19 protein-coding genes and 1 tRNA gene are annotated in these 15,185 nt (G+C 66.0%); 9 read left to right on the forward strand and 11 right to left on the reverse strand.

The features are described from left to right. Window position 1 precedes the first annotated feature (1 nt). The gene (locus VGU00_RS19645) at window positions 2-529 is read right to left on the reverse strand and encodes a DUF4402 domain-containing protein (protein ID WP_327471576.1); all 528 of its coding nucleotides are present in this window, start codon (window positions 527-529) and stop codon (window positions 2-4) included. Between the two features lie 135 nt (window positions 530-664). On the opposite strand from VGU00_RS19645, the gene VGU00_RS19650 reads away from it, so the two are divergent. Continuing rightward, window positions 665-1,588: an ABC transporter ATP-binding protein gene (locus tag VGU00_RS19650; RefSeq protein WP_327471577.1), complete on the forward strand. Its 924-nt coding sequence runs from the start codon at window positions 665-667 to the stop codon at window positions 1,586-1,588. Continuing rightward, window positions 1,581-1,901, forward strand: a complete 321-nt coding sequence (locus tag VGU00_RS19655; RefSeq protein ID WP_327471579.1) for a hypothetical protein — start codon at window positions 1,581-1,583, stop codon at window positions 1,899-1,901. The genes VGU00_RS19650 and VGU00_RS19655 overlap by 8 nt, the downstream gene beginning before the upstream one ends. On the opposite strand, the gene VGU00_RS19660 is transcribed toward VGU00_RS19655, so the two are convergent. Continuing rightward, entirely contained in the window at window positions 1,898-2,734 is an 837-nt protein-coding gene (locus VGU00_RS19660; RefSeq protein ID WP_327471580.1) for an endonuclease/exonuclease/phosphatase family protein, read from the reverse strand. The genes VGU00_RS19655 and VGU00_RS19660 overlap by 4 nt on opposite strands. Before the next feature lie 72 nt (window positions 2,735-2,806). Here VGU00_RS19660 and nadB point away from each other — a divergent pair, with 72 nt between their 5' ends. After that, entirely contained in the window at window positions 2,807-4,384 is a 1,578-nt protein-coding gene (gene nadB, locus VGU00_RS19665) for an L-aspartate oxidase (protein ID WP_327471582.1), read from the forward strand. On the opposite strand, the gene VGU00_RS19670 is transcribed toward nadB, so the two are convergent. The 3 genes from VGU00_RS19670 to VGU00_RS19680 are packed head-to-tail and all read right to left on the reverse strand — an operon-like array spanning window position 4,381 to window position 6,768. Beyond that, a complete protein-coding gene (locus VGU00_RS19670; RefSeq protein ID WP_327471584.1) occupies window positions 4,381-4,626 on the reverse strand; it encodes a GlsB/YeaQ/YmgE family stress response membrane protein in 246 nt (81 codons plus the stop codon). The two genes, nadB and VGU00_RS19670, sit on opposite strands and share 4 nt — an antisense overlap. Continuing rightward, window positions 4,623-5,828, reverse strand: coding sequence for a M20 family metallopeptidase (locus VGU00_RS19675; RefSeq protein WP_327471586.1), 1,206 nt, complete (start codon window positions 5,826-5,828; stop codon window positions 4,623-4,625). The genes VGU00_RS19670 and VGU00_RS19675 overlap by 4 nt, the downstream gene beginning before the upstream one ends. Next, the gene (locus tag VGU00_RS19680; RefSeq protein WP_327471588.1) at window positions 5,797-6,768 is read right to left on the reverse strand and encodes an acyl-CoA desaturase; all 972 of its coding nucleotides are present in this window, start codon (window positions 6,766-6,768) and stop codon (window positions 5,797-5,799) included. The genes VGU00_RS19675 and VGU00_RS19680 overlap by 32 nt, the downstream gene beginning before the upstream one ends. Before the next feature lie 88 nt (window positions 6,769-6,856). On the opposite strand from VGU00_RS19680, the gene VGU00_RS19685 reads away from it, so the two are divergent. Then, the gene (locus tag VGU00_RS19685) at window positions 6,857-7,180 is read left to right on the forward strand and encodes a metalloregulator ArsR/SmtB family transcription factor (RefSeq protein WP_327471590.1); all 324 of its coding nucleotides are present in this window, start codon (window positions 6,857-6,859) and stop codon (window positions 7,178-7,180) included. Between the two features lie 6 nt (window positions 7,181-7,186). Here VGU00_RS19685 and VGU00_RS19690 read toward each other — a convergent pair whose 3' ends face one another. Together VGU00_RS19690 and VGU00_RS19695 are read right to left on the reverse strand one after the other, a co-directional pair. Continuing rightward, window positions 7,187-7,726, reverse strand: coding sequence for an RNA 2'-phosphotransferase (locus VGU00_RS19690; RefSeq protein WP_327471592.1), 540 nt, complete (start codon window positions 7,724-7,726; stop codon window positions 7,187-7,189). A 5-nt stretch (window positions 7,727-7,731) separates the two neighbouring features. Next, window positions 7,732-8,907, reverse strand: a complete 1,176-nt coding sequence (locus VGU00_RS19695) for an acyl-CoA dehydrogenase family protein (protein ID WP_327471594.1) — start codon at window positions 8,905-8,907, stop codon at window positions 7,732-7,734. A gap of 78 nt (window positions 8,908-8,985) precedes the next feature. Here VGU00_RS19695 and VGU00_RS19700 point away from each other — a divergent pair, with 78 nt between their 5' ends. After that, a complete protein-coding gene (locus VGU00_RS19700; RefSeq protein ID WP_327471596.1) occupies window positions 8,986-10,257 on the forward strand; it encodes a dipeptidase in 1,272 nt (423 codons plus the stop codon). A gap of 3 nt (window positions 10,258-10,260) precedes the next feature. On the opposite strand, the gene VGU00_RS19705 is transcribed toward VGU00_RS19700, so the two are convergent. Continuing rightward, a complete protein-coding gene (locus VGU00_RS19705; RefSeq protein WP_327471598.1) occupies window positions 10,261-10,662 on the reverse strand; it encodes a DoxX family protein in 402 nt (133 codons plus the stop codon). Beyond that, window positions 10,659-11,951, reverse strand: coding sequence for an FAD-dependent oxidoreductase (locus VGU00_RS19710; RefSeq protein WP_327471600.1), 1,293 nt, complete (start codon window positions 11,949-11,951; stop codon window positions 10,659-10,661). The genes VGU00_RS19705 and VGU00_RS19710 overlap by 4 nt, the downstream gene beginning before the upstream one ends. A gap of 155 nt (window positions 11,952-12,106) precedes the next feature. On the opposite strand from VGU00_RS19710, the gene VGU00_RS19715 reads away from it, so the two are divergent. Then, window positions 12,107-12,180: transfer RNA gene (locus VGU00_RS19715), tRNA-Gln, on the forward strand. A gap of 224 nt (window positions 12,181-12,404) precedes the next feature. On the opposite strand, the gene copD is transcribed toward VGU00_RS19715, so the two are convergent. Next, a complete protein-coding gene (gene copD / locus VGU00_RS19720) occupies window positions 12,405-13,328 on the reverse strand; it encodes a copper homeostasis membrane protein CopD (protein ID WP_327471602.1) in 924 nt (307 codons plus the stop codon). Between the two features lie 4 nt (window positions 13,329-13,332). Then, window positions 13,333-13,785: a copper homeostasis periplasmic binding protein CopC gene (gene copC, locus VGU00_RS19725; RefSeq protein ID WP_327471604.1), complete on the reverse strand. Its 453-nt coding sequence runs from the start codon at window positions 13,783-13,785 to the stop codon at window positions 13,333-13,335. Window positions 13,786-13,863: 78 nt separating this feature from the next. Between copC and VGU00_RS19730 the strand changes: the two genes are divergently transcribed. From VGU00_RS19730 to VGU00_RS19740, 3 genes are read left to right on the forward strand one after another with little or no spacing between them, the layout of a single operon-like run. Next, window positions 13,864-14,112 (forward strand): hypothetical protein, encoded by a 249-nt coding sequence (locus tag VGU00_RS19730; protein ID WP_327471606.1) that lies wholly within the window; start codon window positions 13,864-13,866, stop codon window positions 14,110-14,112. After that, complete coding sequence (locus tag VGU00_RS19735) at window positions 14,112-14,552, forward strand: periplasmic heavy metal sensor (RefSeq protein WP_327471608.1); 441 nt, start codon at window positions 14,112-14,114, stop codon at window positions 14,550-14,552. The genes VGU00_RS19730 and VGU00_RS19735 overlap by 1 nt, the downstream gene beginning before the upstream one ends. Further along, a complete protein-coding gene (locus tag VGU00_RS19740) occupies window positions 14,549-15,121 on the forward strand; it encodes an RNA polymerase sigma factor (RefSeq protein ID WP_327471610.1) in 573 nt (190 codons plus the stop codon). The genes VGU00_RS19735 and VGU00_RS19740 overlap by 4 nt, the downstream gene beginning before the upstream one ends. Window positions 15,122-15,185 lie beyond the last annotated feature (64 nt).

Genomic DNA, 15,185 nt, shown 5'->3' on the forward strand with positions numbered 1-15,185 from the left:
TCTAGAGATAGTTGAGTGTGATCGTGAACGTGCCGCTGTAATCGCCCGGCGCCTGGTTGGCGCCGACCTCGAGCGTCGCACCGACCGGGAAATTATAATTGCCGAGCGCGCTGTCGATGCGGAAACGCGTCGGCGACGTCGACAGGATCGCGGTCGGCGTGCTGCCGATCTCGAAGTCGCGCACGCGCATCCGCGTGCCCGGCCCGGTGATCCATATCGTGTTCGATCCGAGCGAAATATTGACCTGTCGCTGCGGCGTGCCGAGTCCTGCGAAACGCGCGGGCTCGCCGCCGTTCCCCGCGAGCGTCGCGCCGCCGGTGCGGGTACGGCTGCCGTCGGGCAGGAGGCGCACGGTGCCCGCGGTTCCCGACGCGATGATGCTGCCGAAATCGAGGTCGTTGACCTTGAAGAAGGAAAGCGGGCGAAGCACGATGGCTTCGGCCTCGCTCTGCGCGCTGCCCTGCGCCAGCGCCGGCGAAACGGCGGCGGGTGCGATCAGGAGCGCGAATGCGGCTAGGCCGCGCTGCACGGGCAGCGGGCAAAAGTTGTGGCTGGTCCTCACGCATTTCGGTCTAGCGGCGAGTTTCCAATTTAACGTTAACGCGGCGCTGACGAAAAATTAGCGGGCTTTCGCATGGCTGGGCGCGCGGCTATGGAGGCGGCCATGAGTGAAGCCGCCATCCGCATCGACGCCGTCTCGAAACTTTATGCCGGCGGCAAGCAGGCGCTCGACAATGTCAGTTTCGACGTGCCGCGTGGGCAAATCTTCGGGCTGCTCGGCCCGAACGGCGCGGGCAAGTCGACCCTGATCAACATCCTTGCGGGGCTGGTCAACAAGACGAACGGATCGGCGAGCATCTGGGGCTTCGATATCGACGCCGACCCGCGCAACGCCAAATATTCGATCGGTATCGTGCCGCAGGAAATCGTCTTCGATCCCTTTTTCACGCCGTTCGAGACGCTCGAGAATCAGGCCGGGCTTTACGGCGTGCCGAAGGACAAGCGCATTTCGGACGCGCTGCTCGCCGCGGTGCATCTGTCGGACAAGCGCGACGCTTATGCGAGGACGCTGTCGGGCGGCATGAAGCGCCGCCTGCTCGTGGCGAAGGCGATGGTGCATTCGCCACCGATCATCGTGCTCGACGAGCCGACCGCCGGCGTCGACATCGAACTGCGCCAGCAGCTTTGGGAATATGTGCAGAGCCTCAACGACCGCGGCGTCACCGTGGTGCTGACGACGCACTATCTCGAGGAAGCCGAGGAGCTGTGCGACCGCATCGCGATCATCAACCATGGCAAGCTGATCGCGAACAAGCCGACGCGCGAGCTGGTCGACATGGCGCGCGAGAAGATCGTCGTCGTGACGCTCGATGCCGACGTTACCGTGCTGCCGACGCACCCGGCGTTCGAGAAGGTCGAACGCGAGGGCGAGCGAGGCCTTGCGATCAGTTACAACAAGGACCGCATGAACGCGGGCGAGGTGCTCGCGGCGGTTAATGCGATGGGGCACGGCATCGTCGACGTGTCGACGCGCGAGGCCGACCTCGAGGATGTTTTCCTCAACCTCACCCGCGCGGCGAATGGCTGAGGGCGCGGTACAGGCCTGTCCGATCTGCGGGGCTTCGCTCAAAGCCAATCCGCGTTACCCCGATCATGTCTGCGCCGGTTGCGAGGCGCGCACGGCCGATGCCGACGGACGGTCGGTCCGCTATCACAATGCCGCGCCCGATCATCCCGACCTGATCGACAGCCTGCGGGCGAGCTATGCCGATGGCACGCCTTACAGGTCGGAGACCTGCTATATCGACGGCGTGAAATGCCGCGCGCGCGAAGCGCATATGGGCGGGGTGGTCGTCCGTCCGGCCGGCAAAAAGGGCCCGTGGGGTTCGCCGAACCCCTAGCGCCCGATCGCCTTTCGCGTCAGGCGAGCCGCAACCCCGAAATGATCGGACGGATATTCGCCATCGACTGCGTCGCTGCCGATGACCTTTGCCGCGGCGACGGCGAAGTGCGCTGAGTCGGCGAAGATATGGTCGATCACGCGCGGAGCGTGGCCGCGCGCCGGGTTGAGCGTGGTCGGTGCCGCACCGGGCGCGAGGGCAGAAGCGAAGCGCGGCGGCCCCAGCGCCGCGAGACCCGGATCGTCGAGCGGCGCGTTGAAATCGCCCATGATAACGAGCGGCATGTCGTCCTGCGGCAGCCAGGCGAGCAGGTCGGCGACCTGCTGCGCGCGCACCGCCGCCGCCTCGGGCTGCCAGGCGAGATGCGTGCCGACGACATCGACCGGGCCGTCGCCGGTCCGCACGCGCACACGAATCGCGGTACGGTAGTCGGAGAGTGGTTCGAGCTTACGCCGCGCGACCTCGATCACCGGGAGCCGCGTCAGGATCGCATTGCCATAGCGTTTGGGCGAACCCTCGGGTTCGGGCGCGACGAAATGGACCTCCGGATAACCGAGGTCGTGCGCGATCGTCGTCGCCTGATTGGGCAGGCTCTTGCCGGCGTCTTCGAGCACCTCTTCGAGCGCAATGACATCCGCGTCGGCGGCGCGGAGCGCGGCGGTCAGCAGGCGAAGGCGCGTCGGCCACCGCCCGCCGGCATCGTGCCAGATGTTGAAGGTCGCGACGCCGAGGTTGCCTGCGCCGGCGGCCCCGGTGCGGTGCGCGCAGGCGGCGAGCGGGAGCCCCGCCATCGCGGCCAGCAACGTGCGCCGGTCAAGTTCAGCTTTGCGCATGTCGAAAAATTCCCTTGGACGGCGTCTTCGATCCCCCTGTCATGCGGCGCCTTGCTGTGCAACAGAGGCGCCATGAGTGAATACGACGTCATCATCGTGGGATCGGGCGCCGCGGGCCTCACCGCCGCGATCGCGCTTGCCGACCATTGCAAGGTCCTCGTTCTCGCGAAGGGCGAACTCACCGGCGGGTCGACCGCCTGGGCGCAGGGCGGGATCGCGGCGGTGCTCGACGCCGGCGACACATTCGAAAATCATATCGAAGACACGATGGTCGCGGGCGGCGGGCTCAACCGGCGCGAGACGGTCGAGTTCGTCGTCGAAAATGCGCCGCACGCGATCGAACGGCTCGTCGAAATGGGCGTCCCCTTCAACAAGCAGGCCGAGGCGCTGCATTTGACGCGCGAGGGTGGGCATTCGCACCGCCGTATCGTCCATGTCGACGACGCGACCGGCTGGGCGGTGCAGGCGGCGCTATTGAAGACCGCCGAGGCGCATCCGAACATCACGCTGCTGCCGGGGCAGGCGTGTATCGACCTGATCACCGGCCGCCACGAGGAACGTTACTCCGGCTCGGGCCGCGTCTGGGGCGTCTATGCGCTCGACGAAAAGAGCGGCAAGGTGCGCGCGCATGTCGGCCGCGCGACGATCCTCGCAAGCGGGGGCGCCGGTCGCGTCTATCAATTCTCGACGGCACCGCGCGGCGCGACGGGCGACGGCATCGCGATGGCCTGGCGCGCAGGTTGCCGCGTCTCGAACATGGAAATGATGCAGTTCCACCCGACCTGCCTCTATAATCTCGACGTCAAGAATTTCCTGATCACCGAGGCGGTGCGCGGCGAGGGGGGCATATTGAAGCACCCCGTCACGGGGCATCGCTATATGCCCGATTATGACGCGCGCGCCGAACTCGCGCCGCGCGACGTGGTCGCGCGCGCGAACGACGACCAGATCAAGCGCTACGGCCTCGACTATGTCCATCTCGACATCAGCCACAAGGATCCCGATTTCGTCGCGGGGCATTTCCCGAACATCTATGAAAAGCTGCTGACGCTCGGCATCGACATGACGAAGCAGCCGATCCCGGTCGTGCCCGCGCAGCATTATACGTGCGGCGGCATCTTGATCGACCTCGACGGGCGCACCGATCTGCCAGGGCTTTATGCGGCGGGCGAATGTACCGAGAGCGGGCTGCACGGCGCCAATCGGCTTGCGTCCAATTCGCTGCTCGAATGTTTCGTGTTCGGCGAAGCGGCGGCAAAGGATATCGTCGCGCGCTGGGACGAACTCGACGCGCCGCCGCCGATCCGCCCGTGGGACGAAAGCCGTGTCACCGATTCGGACGAAGAGGTGGTGATCAAGCAGAACTGGACCGAGATCCGCCGCTTCATGTGGAACTATGTCGGGATCGTGCGCACGACCAAAAGGCTGGAACGTGCGCAGCACCGGATCAAGATGCTGACCGACGAGGTCGGCGATTATTATGGTCATTTCCGCGTCACGACCGACCTGATCGAACTCCGCAACCTGCTCCAGTGCGCCGAGCTGATCGTGCGCAGCGCGCTGCATCGTAAAGAAAGCCGCGGGCTGCATTCGACGCTCGACTATCCCGACCTGCTGCCGCAGGCGGTCGATACGGTGCTGGTGCCCTAACCGCCGACGCCGAGCATCCGTCCGACGAAAATCAGCACGATCGCCCCGATCACCGAGGCGAGGCAGCCGGCGCGGCTGAAATCGCGTTGCCCGCGCGACGTCACGAGCCCCGCGAGCAGCGAGCCGCCGATGCCGAGCAGGATCGTCGCGAGCCAGCCCATTTCGACCGCGCCGGGATAGAAGAAGCGCGCAAGCGCGCCGATGATGAGGCCCGAGAGAATGGCGCCGATGATGTTGATCATGCGTTGAAGCCTTCATTGAGGAAGCGTTCGGCGAGGGCGGCGTGCAGGGCGGCGCCGCGCGCCATAACCTTTTCGTCGAGCACCATATGATTGCTGTGCAATCCGCAGCACTGGCGCCAGTCGCTGCCTGCCTCGCTCGCGCCGAGCCAGAACATCGCACCGGGGACCTTTTCGAGGACGTAGGAGAAATCCTCGGCGCCCATCACGGGGTTATCCATCGTCAGCCAGGCCTCTTCGCCGAAGGTCTCTTCGACGACCGACTGGCCGAACGTCACGGCGCGCGCGTCGCAGACGGTGACGGGGAAGCCCTCGATAATCTCGACCTCGGCCGTGCAGCCATGCGCCTCGGCGATCGCGGGGGCGAGGCGTTTCAGTTCGCGTGCCACCATCGCCCGGCGTTCGGGCGACAGGGTGCGGATCGTGCCCTGCATCTCCGCACTCTCGGGAATGATATTGTTGGTCGTCCCCGCAGCGATTTTTGCGATGGTGACGACTGCGGGGTCGAAGACCGATATGCGGCGCGTGACCATCGTCTGGATCGCGGTGACGATGGCGCAGGCAACCGGGATCGGGTCGATGCTGTCGTGCGGCATCGAGGCGTGGCCGCCGGCGCCCTTGACGGTGATGTTCAGCACATCGGACGAGGCGAGCAGCGGGCCGGCGCGTCCGGCGAAGATGCCGTGCGGCGCGTTGGGCATGATATGGAGCGCAAAGGCCGCGTCGGGGAGCGGGTCGATGATCCCGTCCTCCAGCATGAAGCGCGCCCCATGATGGCCTTCCTCGCCCGGCTGGAACATGAACATCACCGTGCCGGGCAGTCGGTCGCGTGCGGCGCAGAGCAGCTTCGCCGCGCCGACGAGCATCGCGACATGCGTGTCGTGCCCGCAGGCGTGCATCGCGCCCGCAATCTCGGAAGTGAAATCGAGTCCGGTGTCCTCGAGCAAGGGCAGCGCGTCCATGTCGCCGCGCAGCAGCACGGTGCGCCCGTTTGCGGGCCCGCGCAGGATCGCGACGAGGCCGGTCGTCGACGGCCCCTCGCGAAATTCGAGCGGCAGCCCCGCAAGCGCGTCCTTGATCTTCGCGAGCGTCTTGGGGTTCTGGAGACCCAATTCGGGCTCGCGATGGATTGCGCGGCGAAGGTCGACGAGGTCGTCGAGAAGTGTTTCGGCCTCAGTGGGCCAACTGTGCGTCAGAGTGTCCATGCTGCGACTGTGCCGCGAAGCCATCGCCGTGTCGAGGGACCTCGGAGAGGCCCGGGCGGAGGCCCATCGTGTCCGGCGTACGGACGTCCCACATCAGCCCGACGCGCTCGCACAGGCGGATGACGGCATAGCCCCAGTCGCTTTGGCCCGGATGGAGGCCGATGCGTGCCGATCCCGGATAGGCATGGTGATTGTTGTGCCACGCCTCGCCCATCGTCGGGATCGCTGCCCACGGAACGTCGAAGGCCTGCACGCCATGCGCATCGACGGTCCAGTGCTGCGGCCCGCGATTATGCGCGAGATGACCGACGAGCCAGTGCCCGTGATTCGCGACCGCGACGCGTGCTGCGACGCCCCAGATAACCCAGCTCCAACCGCCGATGGCAAAGAAGAGAAGCCCGACGGGCAATTGCTGCCAGCGCCATGTCGCCTCGAGCCAGCGATAGAAGGGATCGCGGTCGAGTTCGGCGAAATCGAAACGCGGCGGGCGATCGAGGTCGAGCCGGCAATAGATTTGCCACCATGCGTCGCGGAGGATGTGCGTCTTGTGCGCGAGGAAGGGATGGCAGTCGGCCTGTCGCTGTGCCCAGTCGCGCGTGTCGTGCGCGCGGATGATGCCATAGGGGCCCGCCATTCCGACGAAGGTGCCGAACCAGACGAGCGTGCGCGTCAGCCAGCGCGGCGCGGCGAAGCTGCCGTGGATCATCATGCGGTGATAGCCGACGCTGTGGCCGAGCAGCAGCGCGGCGCCGGTGGTGACGAAAAAGAGCAGGATTGCCGAGGGGGTGATAAAAAAGGGGCCGGCGACGAGAGCGGTCGCCGCCATGCCGCCATTCCAGAGGATGCTCGGCATGTCGGCGCGCACGCGGCCCTTGCGGGGGTTGGGGCCGTCCTCGTCGATCAGGAAATTGACCGCGTGGGGATTCAGTTCGCTGCGCATCGCCCGACTCCTCGTTCAAAAGAATATAAGTAATTACTTAAATAAATTATTGCTTGTCAAGTCGGCCAGCGATGCCCATTTCGGGACCATGGAACGGGTTTTTCAGGCACTGGCATCGACGCCGCGACGCAAGATTCTCGCCTATCTGGCGCATGCGGAACTGAGCGCGGGCGATATCGCGGCGCGGTTCGAGATGAGCAAGCCTGCGGTGTCGCAGCATCTGTCGGTGCTCGAAAATGCCGGGCTGATCGTGAGCGAAAAGCGCGGCCAGTTCGTCTTTTACCGCCTGATCCCCGACGCGCTGACCAATGTGCTCAACGGCTATGTGCAGGAAGTCTGCCCCGTGTCGCGCCCGCTCAAGGCCGAATCGTGTGCGCTGGCCGAGAAGGCAAAGGCGGATTCGCTCGACTGAGGCCGCTCAGTCGGCGCGGTCGATGAACGCTGGCGGGACATGGTCGACCAGCCACACGCCATTGGCCGACAAACGAAACTCGGTGCCACCGGCGGCCATCATGCCGGCGCCAACCTGCAGGATCACGGGTTTTCCGCGCCGCGCCCCGACGGCGGTCGCCGTTGCGTGATCGGCCGAAAGATGGACATGGTGCCGCGCCATCGGACGGAGTCCTTCGGCAAGGATTGCCGGCAGGAATTTTTCGACCGTGCCGTGAAACAGATAGTCGGGCGGCGAAGTCACCGGCCAGCCAAGATCGATCGGAATCGAATGCCCTTGTCGCGCACGGATCAGCTGCCCGTCGGGCGAGAGTTCGAAGCGGTTCTTGTCGCTCTCGGCGACGACGCGCTGAAGATCGCCAGGGCCGTGTGGCAGGTCGGCGCGTTCCAGAGCGGTCAATACTGCCTCGACTTCGGTCCAGCCCGCCGGGTCGATCGAGAGACCGCCGGCGTCGGGCCTGTGCCGCAGCCAATAGGACAGCGACTTGGAGATGGCCTTGTCGTCCACGGCGGTCAGCGCTTCCCGCCGAAGAGCTGCCGCCCGGCGAGATCGAGCATGATTTCCTCGCTGCCGCCGCCGATGGCATTGACGCGCACCTCGCGGTAGATGCGCTCGACCTTGCTGCCGGTGATATAGGATGCGCCGCCCAGCACCTGCGCCGCCTCGCGTGCGACGGCTTCCAGCATGCGCGTCGCCTGCACCTTCAGCATCGCGAAGTCGGCGGGGCGGTCCTTGCCGGTCTTGACCTGCCAGGCGCAGAGGTCGACCCATGCCTGCGTCGCCTCGATCTGGCGTTCCATGTCGGCAAGCTTGATACGGATCGACTGGTGGCCGACGAGCGGCTTGCCGAACGTCTCGCGTTGCTGCGCCCATTCGGCCGCCTCGGCCATCGCGACGCGGGCATAGGCGCAGCAGCCCATCGCCATGCCGAGCCGTTCGCTGTTGAAATTGCGCATGATGCCGATGAAGCCGGCGTTCTCCTGGCCGATCAGGTTTTCGGCGGGGACACGGACGTCGCTGAAATGGATCGCGGCGGTGTCGCTGCACCGCCAGCCCATCTTGTCGAGCCGCGTGCGCTCGATGCCGGGACTGTCCATGTCGATCAGCAGCAGCGAGATGCCCGCCGCGCCCGGCCCGCCGGTGCGCACCGCGCAGGTCAGCCAGTCGGCGCGCATGCCGCTGGTGATGAACATCTTGCCGCCGTTGACGATATAATGGCCGCCGTCCCGGACCGCCGTCGTCCTGAGGCTCGCGACATCGCTGCCGCCGCCGGCTTCGGTGATGCCGAGCGCGATGATCTTGTCGCCCGCCAACACCGGCGGCGCGACGCGCTGCTTGAGTTCCTCCGACCCCAGCGCGAGGATCGGCGGCAGGCCGATGCCGTGCGTCATCAGCGACGCGCCGAGCCCGCCTGCGCCGACCGCTGCAAGTTCCTCGGTCAGCACGAGCCCGTGGAAATTGTCGAAGCCTTCGCTGTGCCCCCCATATTGCTCGGGATAGCGGAGGCCGAGAATGCCCGCTTCGGCGGCTTTCCGGTGCAACTCGCGCGGCAGTTCGCCCTCGTTTTCCCAACGGTCGATGTTGGGCGCGATCTCGCGCGCGACGAAACGGCGGACGCTTTGCGCGAGCGCTTCGTGGGTTTCGTCATAATAGGGCGAGCGCGCGCGCCAGTCGTCGAAAGCTGTCATCGTCCGATGCTGCGCGGGCTTTACGCTCGCGTCAAGCAAGGCTTGCGCCATCGGCGCAAGCACGTAAGGTCGCGCGCCATGAACAAGCCCACCCTGCTCGCCGGCCTCGCCGCTCTCGCCCTCGTCTCCACCCCCGCGCTGGCGCAGAAATCGCCCGAGGCAACCGCCGAAGCGGCACTGAAGAAGGCGCCGGTCTTCGATGGGCATAATGACGTGCCATGGGCGCTGCGCGGGCGCGCGGGCAATATGATCAACGATTTCGACTTTCAGGACACGACCGACACTGCCCGGCCCGACGCGACCCCACCCGAAATCGCGATGCACACCGACCTGATGCGGCTGCGCAAGGGCCATGTCGGCGCGCAATTCTGGTCGGTCTATGTGCCGAGCAATCCGAACGAGGCAGAGGCAGTGCAGCAGACGATCGAACAGATCGACGTGATGAAGCGGCTCGTTGCGCGTTACCCGAACGACCTCGCGCTCGCGTCGACTTCGGTCGAACTCGAAAAGGCGATGAAGGCGGGCAAGATCGCCGGGATGCTCGGTATGGAGGGCGGGCATTCGATCGGCTCGTCGCTCGCGGTGCTGCGCCAGATGTACGATCTCGGCGCGCGGTACATGACGCTGACCCATTCGAAGAATCTGAGCTGGGCCGACGCTGCGACCGATGCCCCTGCGCACGACGGGCTCACCGATTTCGGCCGACAGGTGGTGCGCGAGATGAACCGCATCGGGATGATCGTCGATTTGAGTCATGTCAGCGAAGCGACGATGAAGGACGCGCTCGAAACTTCGCACGCGCCGGTGATGTTCAGCCATTCGGGCGTGCGCGCGGTCAATCCGCATCCGCGCAACGTCCCCGACAGCGTTCTGCCCGCGGTGAAAGCGAATGGCGGGATCGTCATGGTCGTGCTGTTGCCGACCTTCCTCGATGCCGACGTCCGCGCGCAGGGCCTTGCGCGCACCGCCGAACAGGCGCGGCTGAAGGCGATGTATCCCGGCGACCCGGCGGCAGCCGATGCGGCGCTGAAGACGTGGGAGGCGGCCAACCCGGTCCCGACGACGGATGTCGCGAAGGTCGCGGAGCATATCGACCATCTGAAAAAGACGATCGGGGTCGATCATATCGGGCTCGGCGGCGATTATGACGGGATGGATTCTGCGCCCGTCGGCATGGAAGATGTGTCGGGCTATCCCGCGCTGTTCGTCGAGCTGGCGAAGCGCGGCTACAGCCAGGCCGACCTCGAAAAGATCGCGAGCGGCAACATGCTGCGCGTGCTGAAGGCGGTCGAGGCCTATGCGGCGAGCCAGAAGGGCCAGCCGCCGATCGAGACTCCGGTCGCGAAATAAGGGTCAGGCGCGGCGGCGAAACGGCCAGTCGGTCGCGCCGCTCGCCCACAAGGCCCACCAGATGATCAGCGGCTGCGCGGCAAGACGCGGGCCGTGATACCACCAGCTGAGCGTCTCGCCGCCGATCGCGACATTGGCGAGCGCATGGTGGACATTCGCGGGCCAGACGCAGAGCGCATAGAGCGCGAGGCTCCAGCCGGCGGCCTTGCGCGTCCATGGGATCATCAGCCCGATCGCACCGGCGATCTCGGCGATGCCTGTCGCGGCCACGACGATTTCGGGCGCGGGCACCCACGGCGGCGTGATCGCGAGAAAGGGGGCGGGCCGCACGAGATGGAGATAGCCCGCATAGCCATAAGCGAGCGCGAGCAGCCAGCGCAGCGCGGTGCGGAGCCGTTCGGTCACCGCCCGATCGCGGCGAGCATCGCCTCGACGCTGGTGAATTTCTCGCGCGGGCGGCCGTCGAGCGCCGCAGCGACCTCGGCCTCCTCGATCCGGCGCCAGTCGCGGAAGGTGACGGGCGTGATGTTGCGGCTGGCGAGCAGCGCGTCGAGCCCCGGCCGCCCGGCCTTGCCCGCGCCGCGGCCGATATCCTCGATCACCATTTCGCCGATCCGCGCGCCGTCGGGCTTGTTCGTGCCGATCGTCCCCGACGGCCCGCGCCGCGCCCAGCCGACCGCGTAGAGACCGGGCAGGATGCGCCCCTCGTCGCTCGCGAAGCGGCCGCGGCCATGTTCGTACGGCACGCCGGGGATCGGCGGCGTCTGATAGCCGATGCAGCTGATCACCAGCCCGGCGTCGATCGCATAGGTCTCGCCCGTGCCATGGCTGCGGAGGTCGGCGTCGAGCCTCGTGCGTTCGACGATGACGCGCTGGACGCGGCCGTCGCCCTCGATCGCGACCGGCATGGCGAAAAAGTCGAAGTCGATCGTCACCGGCTTGGCGACCGGGTTGGCGGTAAAGCTGCGCAAATGCGTCACCGACTTGCGCATGCCGGGCTCCAGCATCGCATCGTCGCCTTCGGGCGGCAGATCGGCGGGGTCGACGCGCGGGCTGGCGCGCTCGAGGTGACCGAGCTCGCCGAGTTCCTTGGGCGTCATCGCGATCTGGTGCGGGCCGCGGCGCCCGAGGATCGAGATATGGCGCACCGCGCTGGCCTCGAGCGCGGCGCGGGCATGGGCGACGATGTCGCTGCCGGTAAATTCCTGCGCGGTCTTGGCGAGAATGCGTGCGACGTCGAGTGCGACATTGCCGTTGCCGATCACCGCGACGCCGGGCGCGTCGAGCGATGGGGCGAGGTCGGCGAAATCGGGATGGCCGTTGTACCAGCCGACAAAGGCGGCGCTGCCGATCACGCCGGGCAGGGTGGCGCCGGGGATGTCGAGCGGGCGGTCGTTCGGCGCGCCGGTTGCGAGAATCACCGCGTCATACAGGTCGACCAGTTCGTCGATGGTGACGTCGGTGCCGACCGAAACATGCCCGACAAAGCGCACATTGTCGGTCAGCGCGGTGCCTTCATAGCGGCGCGATACCGCCTTGATCGACTGGTGATCTGGGGCGACGCCGGTGCGGATCAGGCCATAGGGGACGGGCAGGCGGTCGATGACGTCGACGGCGATATCCTCCGCCTTCTGCAATGTTTCGGCGGTATAATAGCCCGCGGGACCCGACCCGACGATTGCGACATGACGCATCAGCCCACTCCTTACGGGTGTCCTGCGCCGGGGCGCAGCCCCCATTGTTGTTGGCGCGATGCTAGCGGCGAAATGCGTCAGGGCAAGCGGACTTGTTCGGGCCGACCCAGCGGCCTTGACAGCGGGCGCTCGCAATCATATTGCGCCCGCCTCATTGCCCCGTCGTCTAATGGTAAGACTACGGATTCTGATTCCGTCTATTGAGGTTCGAATCCTCACGGGGCATCCAATTTCCTGTCAATTCATTGAAAAATGCGCGAAGAAGCTCGCTTCTTGGTGAATGGCGCACTTATTTCCTTCGCGACGCATGGCGTAGGTGCCGGGCAAGCGGGTTGCAAAACCGGAAGAAGGCGCGGGCTGCTCTATCGGTCGCAACACGATTCGGTGCATGCCCTGTCGATGCCGCTGGACCGGCTTTGGGCGCCGGATCCGCTGTGCGCATAGACATCCGGCCTAGGGTTCGAGGGTCCCGAACCAGGCGACCAAGATAAGAATCGCTCCGGCCGCCGTCGCTTCGGCGCCGATGCTTCGGCGGATCGAAGTCGCCGCGGCCCCGGGATCGCCGTCGATCGATGCCGCTTTCAAGGCGGGGGTCAGTCGCCAGCGGTTCGCTGCGGCAAGCGCCAGCATCGACGCGAAGAGCGCGAGTTTGCCGAGAAGCAATTGCCCGTATGTCGACGCGATCGATCGGGTGGCATTTTCAAGCCCGACGATGATCTGGGCATTGACGAGCCCCGTCGCTGTAATGACGAGCACGCAGATCGTCCCGACGCGCCCGAACCGATCGAGGCTCCGGGCCGCGAGTGCAATATTTTTGGAGTGTGGCCTGTCGCGTGCCGGCCGTAGCAGGAACAGGAAGGCGGCGATCGCCCCGACCCAAATGGCGGCGGCGATCAAATGCAGGATATCGGCGAGGCGATGGATCGTCCCCGTCGCCCCTTCGCTCGCGCCGGCGTGGCCGGACCATGCCAGCGTCGCAAGCGCGGCCGACCCGGCGACCGCGAGAATGGCGGTGGCGGTTCTCGGCCGCTTGGCGAGATTCCAGGCGGCGATCGCCGCGACCAGCAGTGCTATGGTGCGAACCAGCCACGCAGCGCCCATGGCGGTATCGACCAGCATGGTGCGGAGCATCGCCGGTTCGACGGAAAATAGCCCGACGCCGTGCATATTCGCGGTTAGGACGACCATGCCGGCAGTCGAAACCAGCAATCCGGACCCGCAAAGCCAGCGTTGGGCGGGCGCGAAAATCGTGGCGAACAGGCGGTTCGCGCGCTCGCCGTGGTGGAGGGTGTAGAGCGGAAATGCGGCCAGCCCCGTGAGCAGCATGAGGAGGACATAAAGTGCCAACCGGATGCCGATCATGGGGAGGTCGGTCATCACCCTATTTGACGGTGAAGCTGAATTCGCTGCCCATGCGATGCGTATCCGCGCCCGCTGCCGACCATTTGACCTTGTACGTGCCGGGGACGAGCGCGCGCTTCGGTTGCAGCGTCATCGACTTGCCATCTTTGCCCATCGCCGAGGTGAAAGGGATTTTCATCGGAGGATGATCCTTCATTCCGGGCATGGCGGTCATGGTCAACTCGGCCTTCACGGTGGAGGCAATGAGCTTTTCGCTGAATTTCAGGTTTATCGCCGTTACTTTGGTCACCGCTGCGCCCGCCGCGGGCGTCGAGCCGACGAGTTTGGCATGTGCGAGCGCGGTACCGGGCGTCGATGCCAGGACGAGCATGGTCGCGAGGTGGAGGGGGAGCCACTTGTTCATAAAAAACTCCAATTGGATGCCTGTCTTGGCTATTACGCACGACACGGCAGTGGCCCTTGCGAAAAACATGGCCCAAAATCGAATGATCGCCGAGGGTTGGTAGAGCGCGGCGCGTATACTGCTTCTGAAAGGACTGGCGGAAAGCCGATGGACGACGAACTTCGAATATTGGACGCGGCCGCGATTCCGGCGGCGCTCGAGGCATTGGACGACCGCGTCCTCGATGCGCTGGCGGCGCGGCAGCGCGAAGCCGCGGCGCTCAAACGGACGATCGCACTGGCCGCGTTCATTTCGCTTGGAGGTGGGGTGATCGCCGGCAGCGCCTTTGCGCCCGCGGCAATCGCGGCGAGCCCGCTCACGCCGCTGGTCCCTGCCAGCCCGCTGGACCCGCGTTGATGACGCTGTCGCGCCGCTTGCTCATCGTCGGCTTGATCGCGTTTCTCGCGGCGCTCGCGGGCGTGTTCGTGGGCCGTGCGCTGGTCGATGCACCGCGCGCGAACGAGACCGAACTCCATGCGATGTTGCACCGCGAGCTGAAGCTGTCTCCCGCCCAGCAGCAAAAACTCAGCCCGATCGAGGCGCGCTTCGCCGCACGACGCGAGGCGCTCGAACTCGAAATGCGTGCGGCGAATATCCGGCTCGCGCAGGCGATCGCCGCCGAGCATGGCTATGGGCCGCAAGTCACCAAGGCGATCGACGAGACGCATGAAGTCATGGGCGACCTTCAGAAGGAAACCCTCCAGCATCTGTTCGCGATGCGCGGCGTGCTCGATCGTGATCAGGCTAGGATGTTCGACAAGGTCGTGGTCGAAGCGCTGACCGCCGATGCGCGGTGAGCCTCGACCTTTCGCGATGTAGCGACGGGGAACTCGCCGCGCTGGCCCGGTCCGGGCGGCAGGACGTCTATCGTGAGTTTCTGGCGCGCTACAAAGCGCCGGTTTTCAGGTTGATCCGGAGCCATGTCGGCGACTCCGACGAGGCGATGGACCTGACGCAGGAGACGTTCGTGGCTGGTTTCGCTGCGCTTGCGCGCTACGACGGCGAGCGGCCGTTCCGTACATGGATTTCGCGCATCGCGATCAACAAATGCCGCGACTGGGCGCGGCGGCGCGCGGTGCGCTCCTTCTTTGCGCGCGCGCTTCCGATCGAAAGCGCGTACGAGATCCCGGGCGAAGAGCCGGCACCCGATATCGAAGCCGGAGACCGCGCCGAGCTTGCTCGTGTCCGCGCCGCGATGGCGGCGTTGCCGCACAATCTGCGCGAAGTGCTGGTGCTGCGCGGGGTCGAGGATATCAGCCAGTCCGAGGCGGCCGAGATGCTGAAGGTCAGCGAGAAAACGGTGGAGACGCGGCTTTACCGCGCACGCGCCAAGCTCCGCGCGCTGCTTGGCGGTGACGGGGGATAGGCGCCGACTTCCCGAAAATGGCCGGTTGCGGCAAGGGGCCGACAAGGCGGCTGCGTAAGAGTTT

Source organism: Sphingopyxis sp. (assembly GCF_035944815.1).
GTDB lineage: Bacteria > Pseudomonadota > Alphaproteobacteria > Sphingomonadales > Sphingomonadaceae > Sphingopyxis.

Coding starts and splice junctions, on each gene's coding strand:
- VGU00_RS19650 (WP_327471577.1), top strand. CDS start 665: ATGAGTGAAGCCGCCATCCGCATCGACGCCGTCTCGAAACTTTATGCC.
- nadB (WP_327471582.1), top strand. CDS start 2,807: ATGAGTGAATACGACGTCATCATCGTGGGATCGGGCGCCGCGGGCCTC.
- VGU00_RS19730 (WP_327471606.1), top strand. CDS start 13,864: ATGGACGACGAACTTCGAATATTGGACGCGGCCGCGATTCCGGCGGCG.
- VGU00_RS19700 (WP_327471596.1), top strand. CDS start 8,986: ATGAACAAGCCCACCCTGCTCGCCGGCCTCGCCGCTCTCGCCCTCGTC.
- VGU00_RS19655 (WP_327471579.1), top strand. CDS start 1,581: ATGGCTGAGGGCGCGGTACAGGCCTGTCCGATCTGCGGGGCTTCGCTC.
- VGU00_RS19710 (WP_327471600.1), bottom strand. CDS start 11,951: ATGCGTCATGTCGCAATCGTCGGGTCGGGTCCCGCGGGCTATTATACC.
- VGU00_RS19735 (WP_327471608.1), top strand. CDS start 14,112: ATGACGCTGTCGCGCCGCTTGCTCATCGTCGGCTTGATCGCGTTTCTC.
- copC (WP_327471604.1), bottom strand. CDS start 13,785: ATGTTTTTCGCAAGGGCCACTGCCGTGTCGTGCGTAATAGCCAAGACA.
- VGU00_RS19660 (WP_327471580.1), bottom strand. CDS start 2,734: ATGCGCAAAGCTGAACTTGACCGGCGCACGTTGCTGGCCGCGATGGCG.
- VGU00_RS19680 (WP_327471588.1), bottom strand. CDS start 6,768: ATGCGCAGCGAACTGAATCCCCACGCGGTCAATTTCCTGATCGACGAG.
- copD (WP_327471602.1), bottom strand. CDS start 13,328: ATGACCGACCTCCCCATGATCGGCATCCGGTTGGCACTTTATGTCCTC.
- VGU00_RS19685 (WP_327471590.1), top strand. CDS start 6,857: ATGGAACGGGTTTTTCAGGCACTGGCATCGACGCCGCGACGCAAGATT.
- VGU00_RS19695 (WP_327471594.1), bottom strand. CDS start 8,907: ATGACAGCTTTCGACGACTGGCGCGCGCGCTCGCCCTATTATGACGAA.
- VGU00_RS19670 (WP_327471584.1), bottom strand. CDS start 4,626: ATGATCAACATCATCGGCGCCATTCTCTCGGGCCTCATCATCGGCGCG.
- VGU00_RS19675 (WP_327471586.1), bottom strand. CDS start 5,828: ATGGACACTCTGACGCACAGTTGGCCCACTGAGGCCGAAACACTTCTC.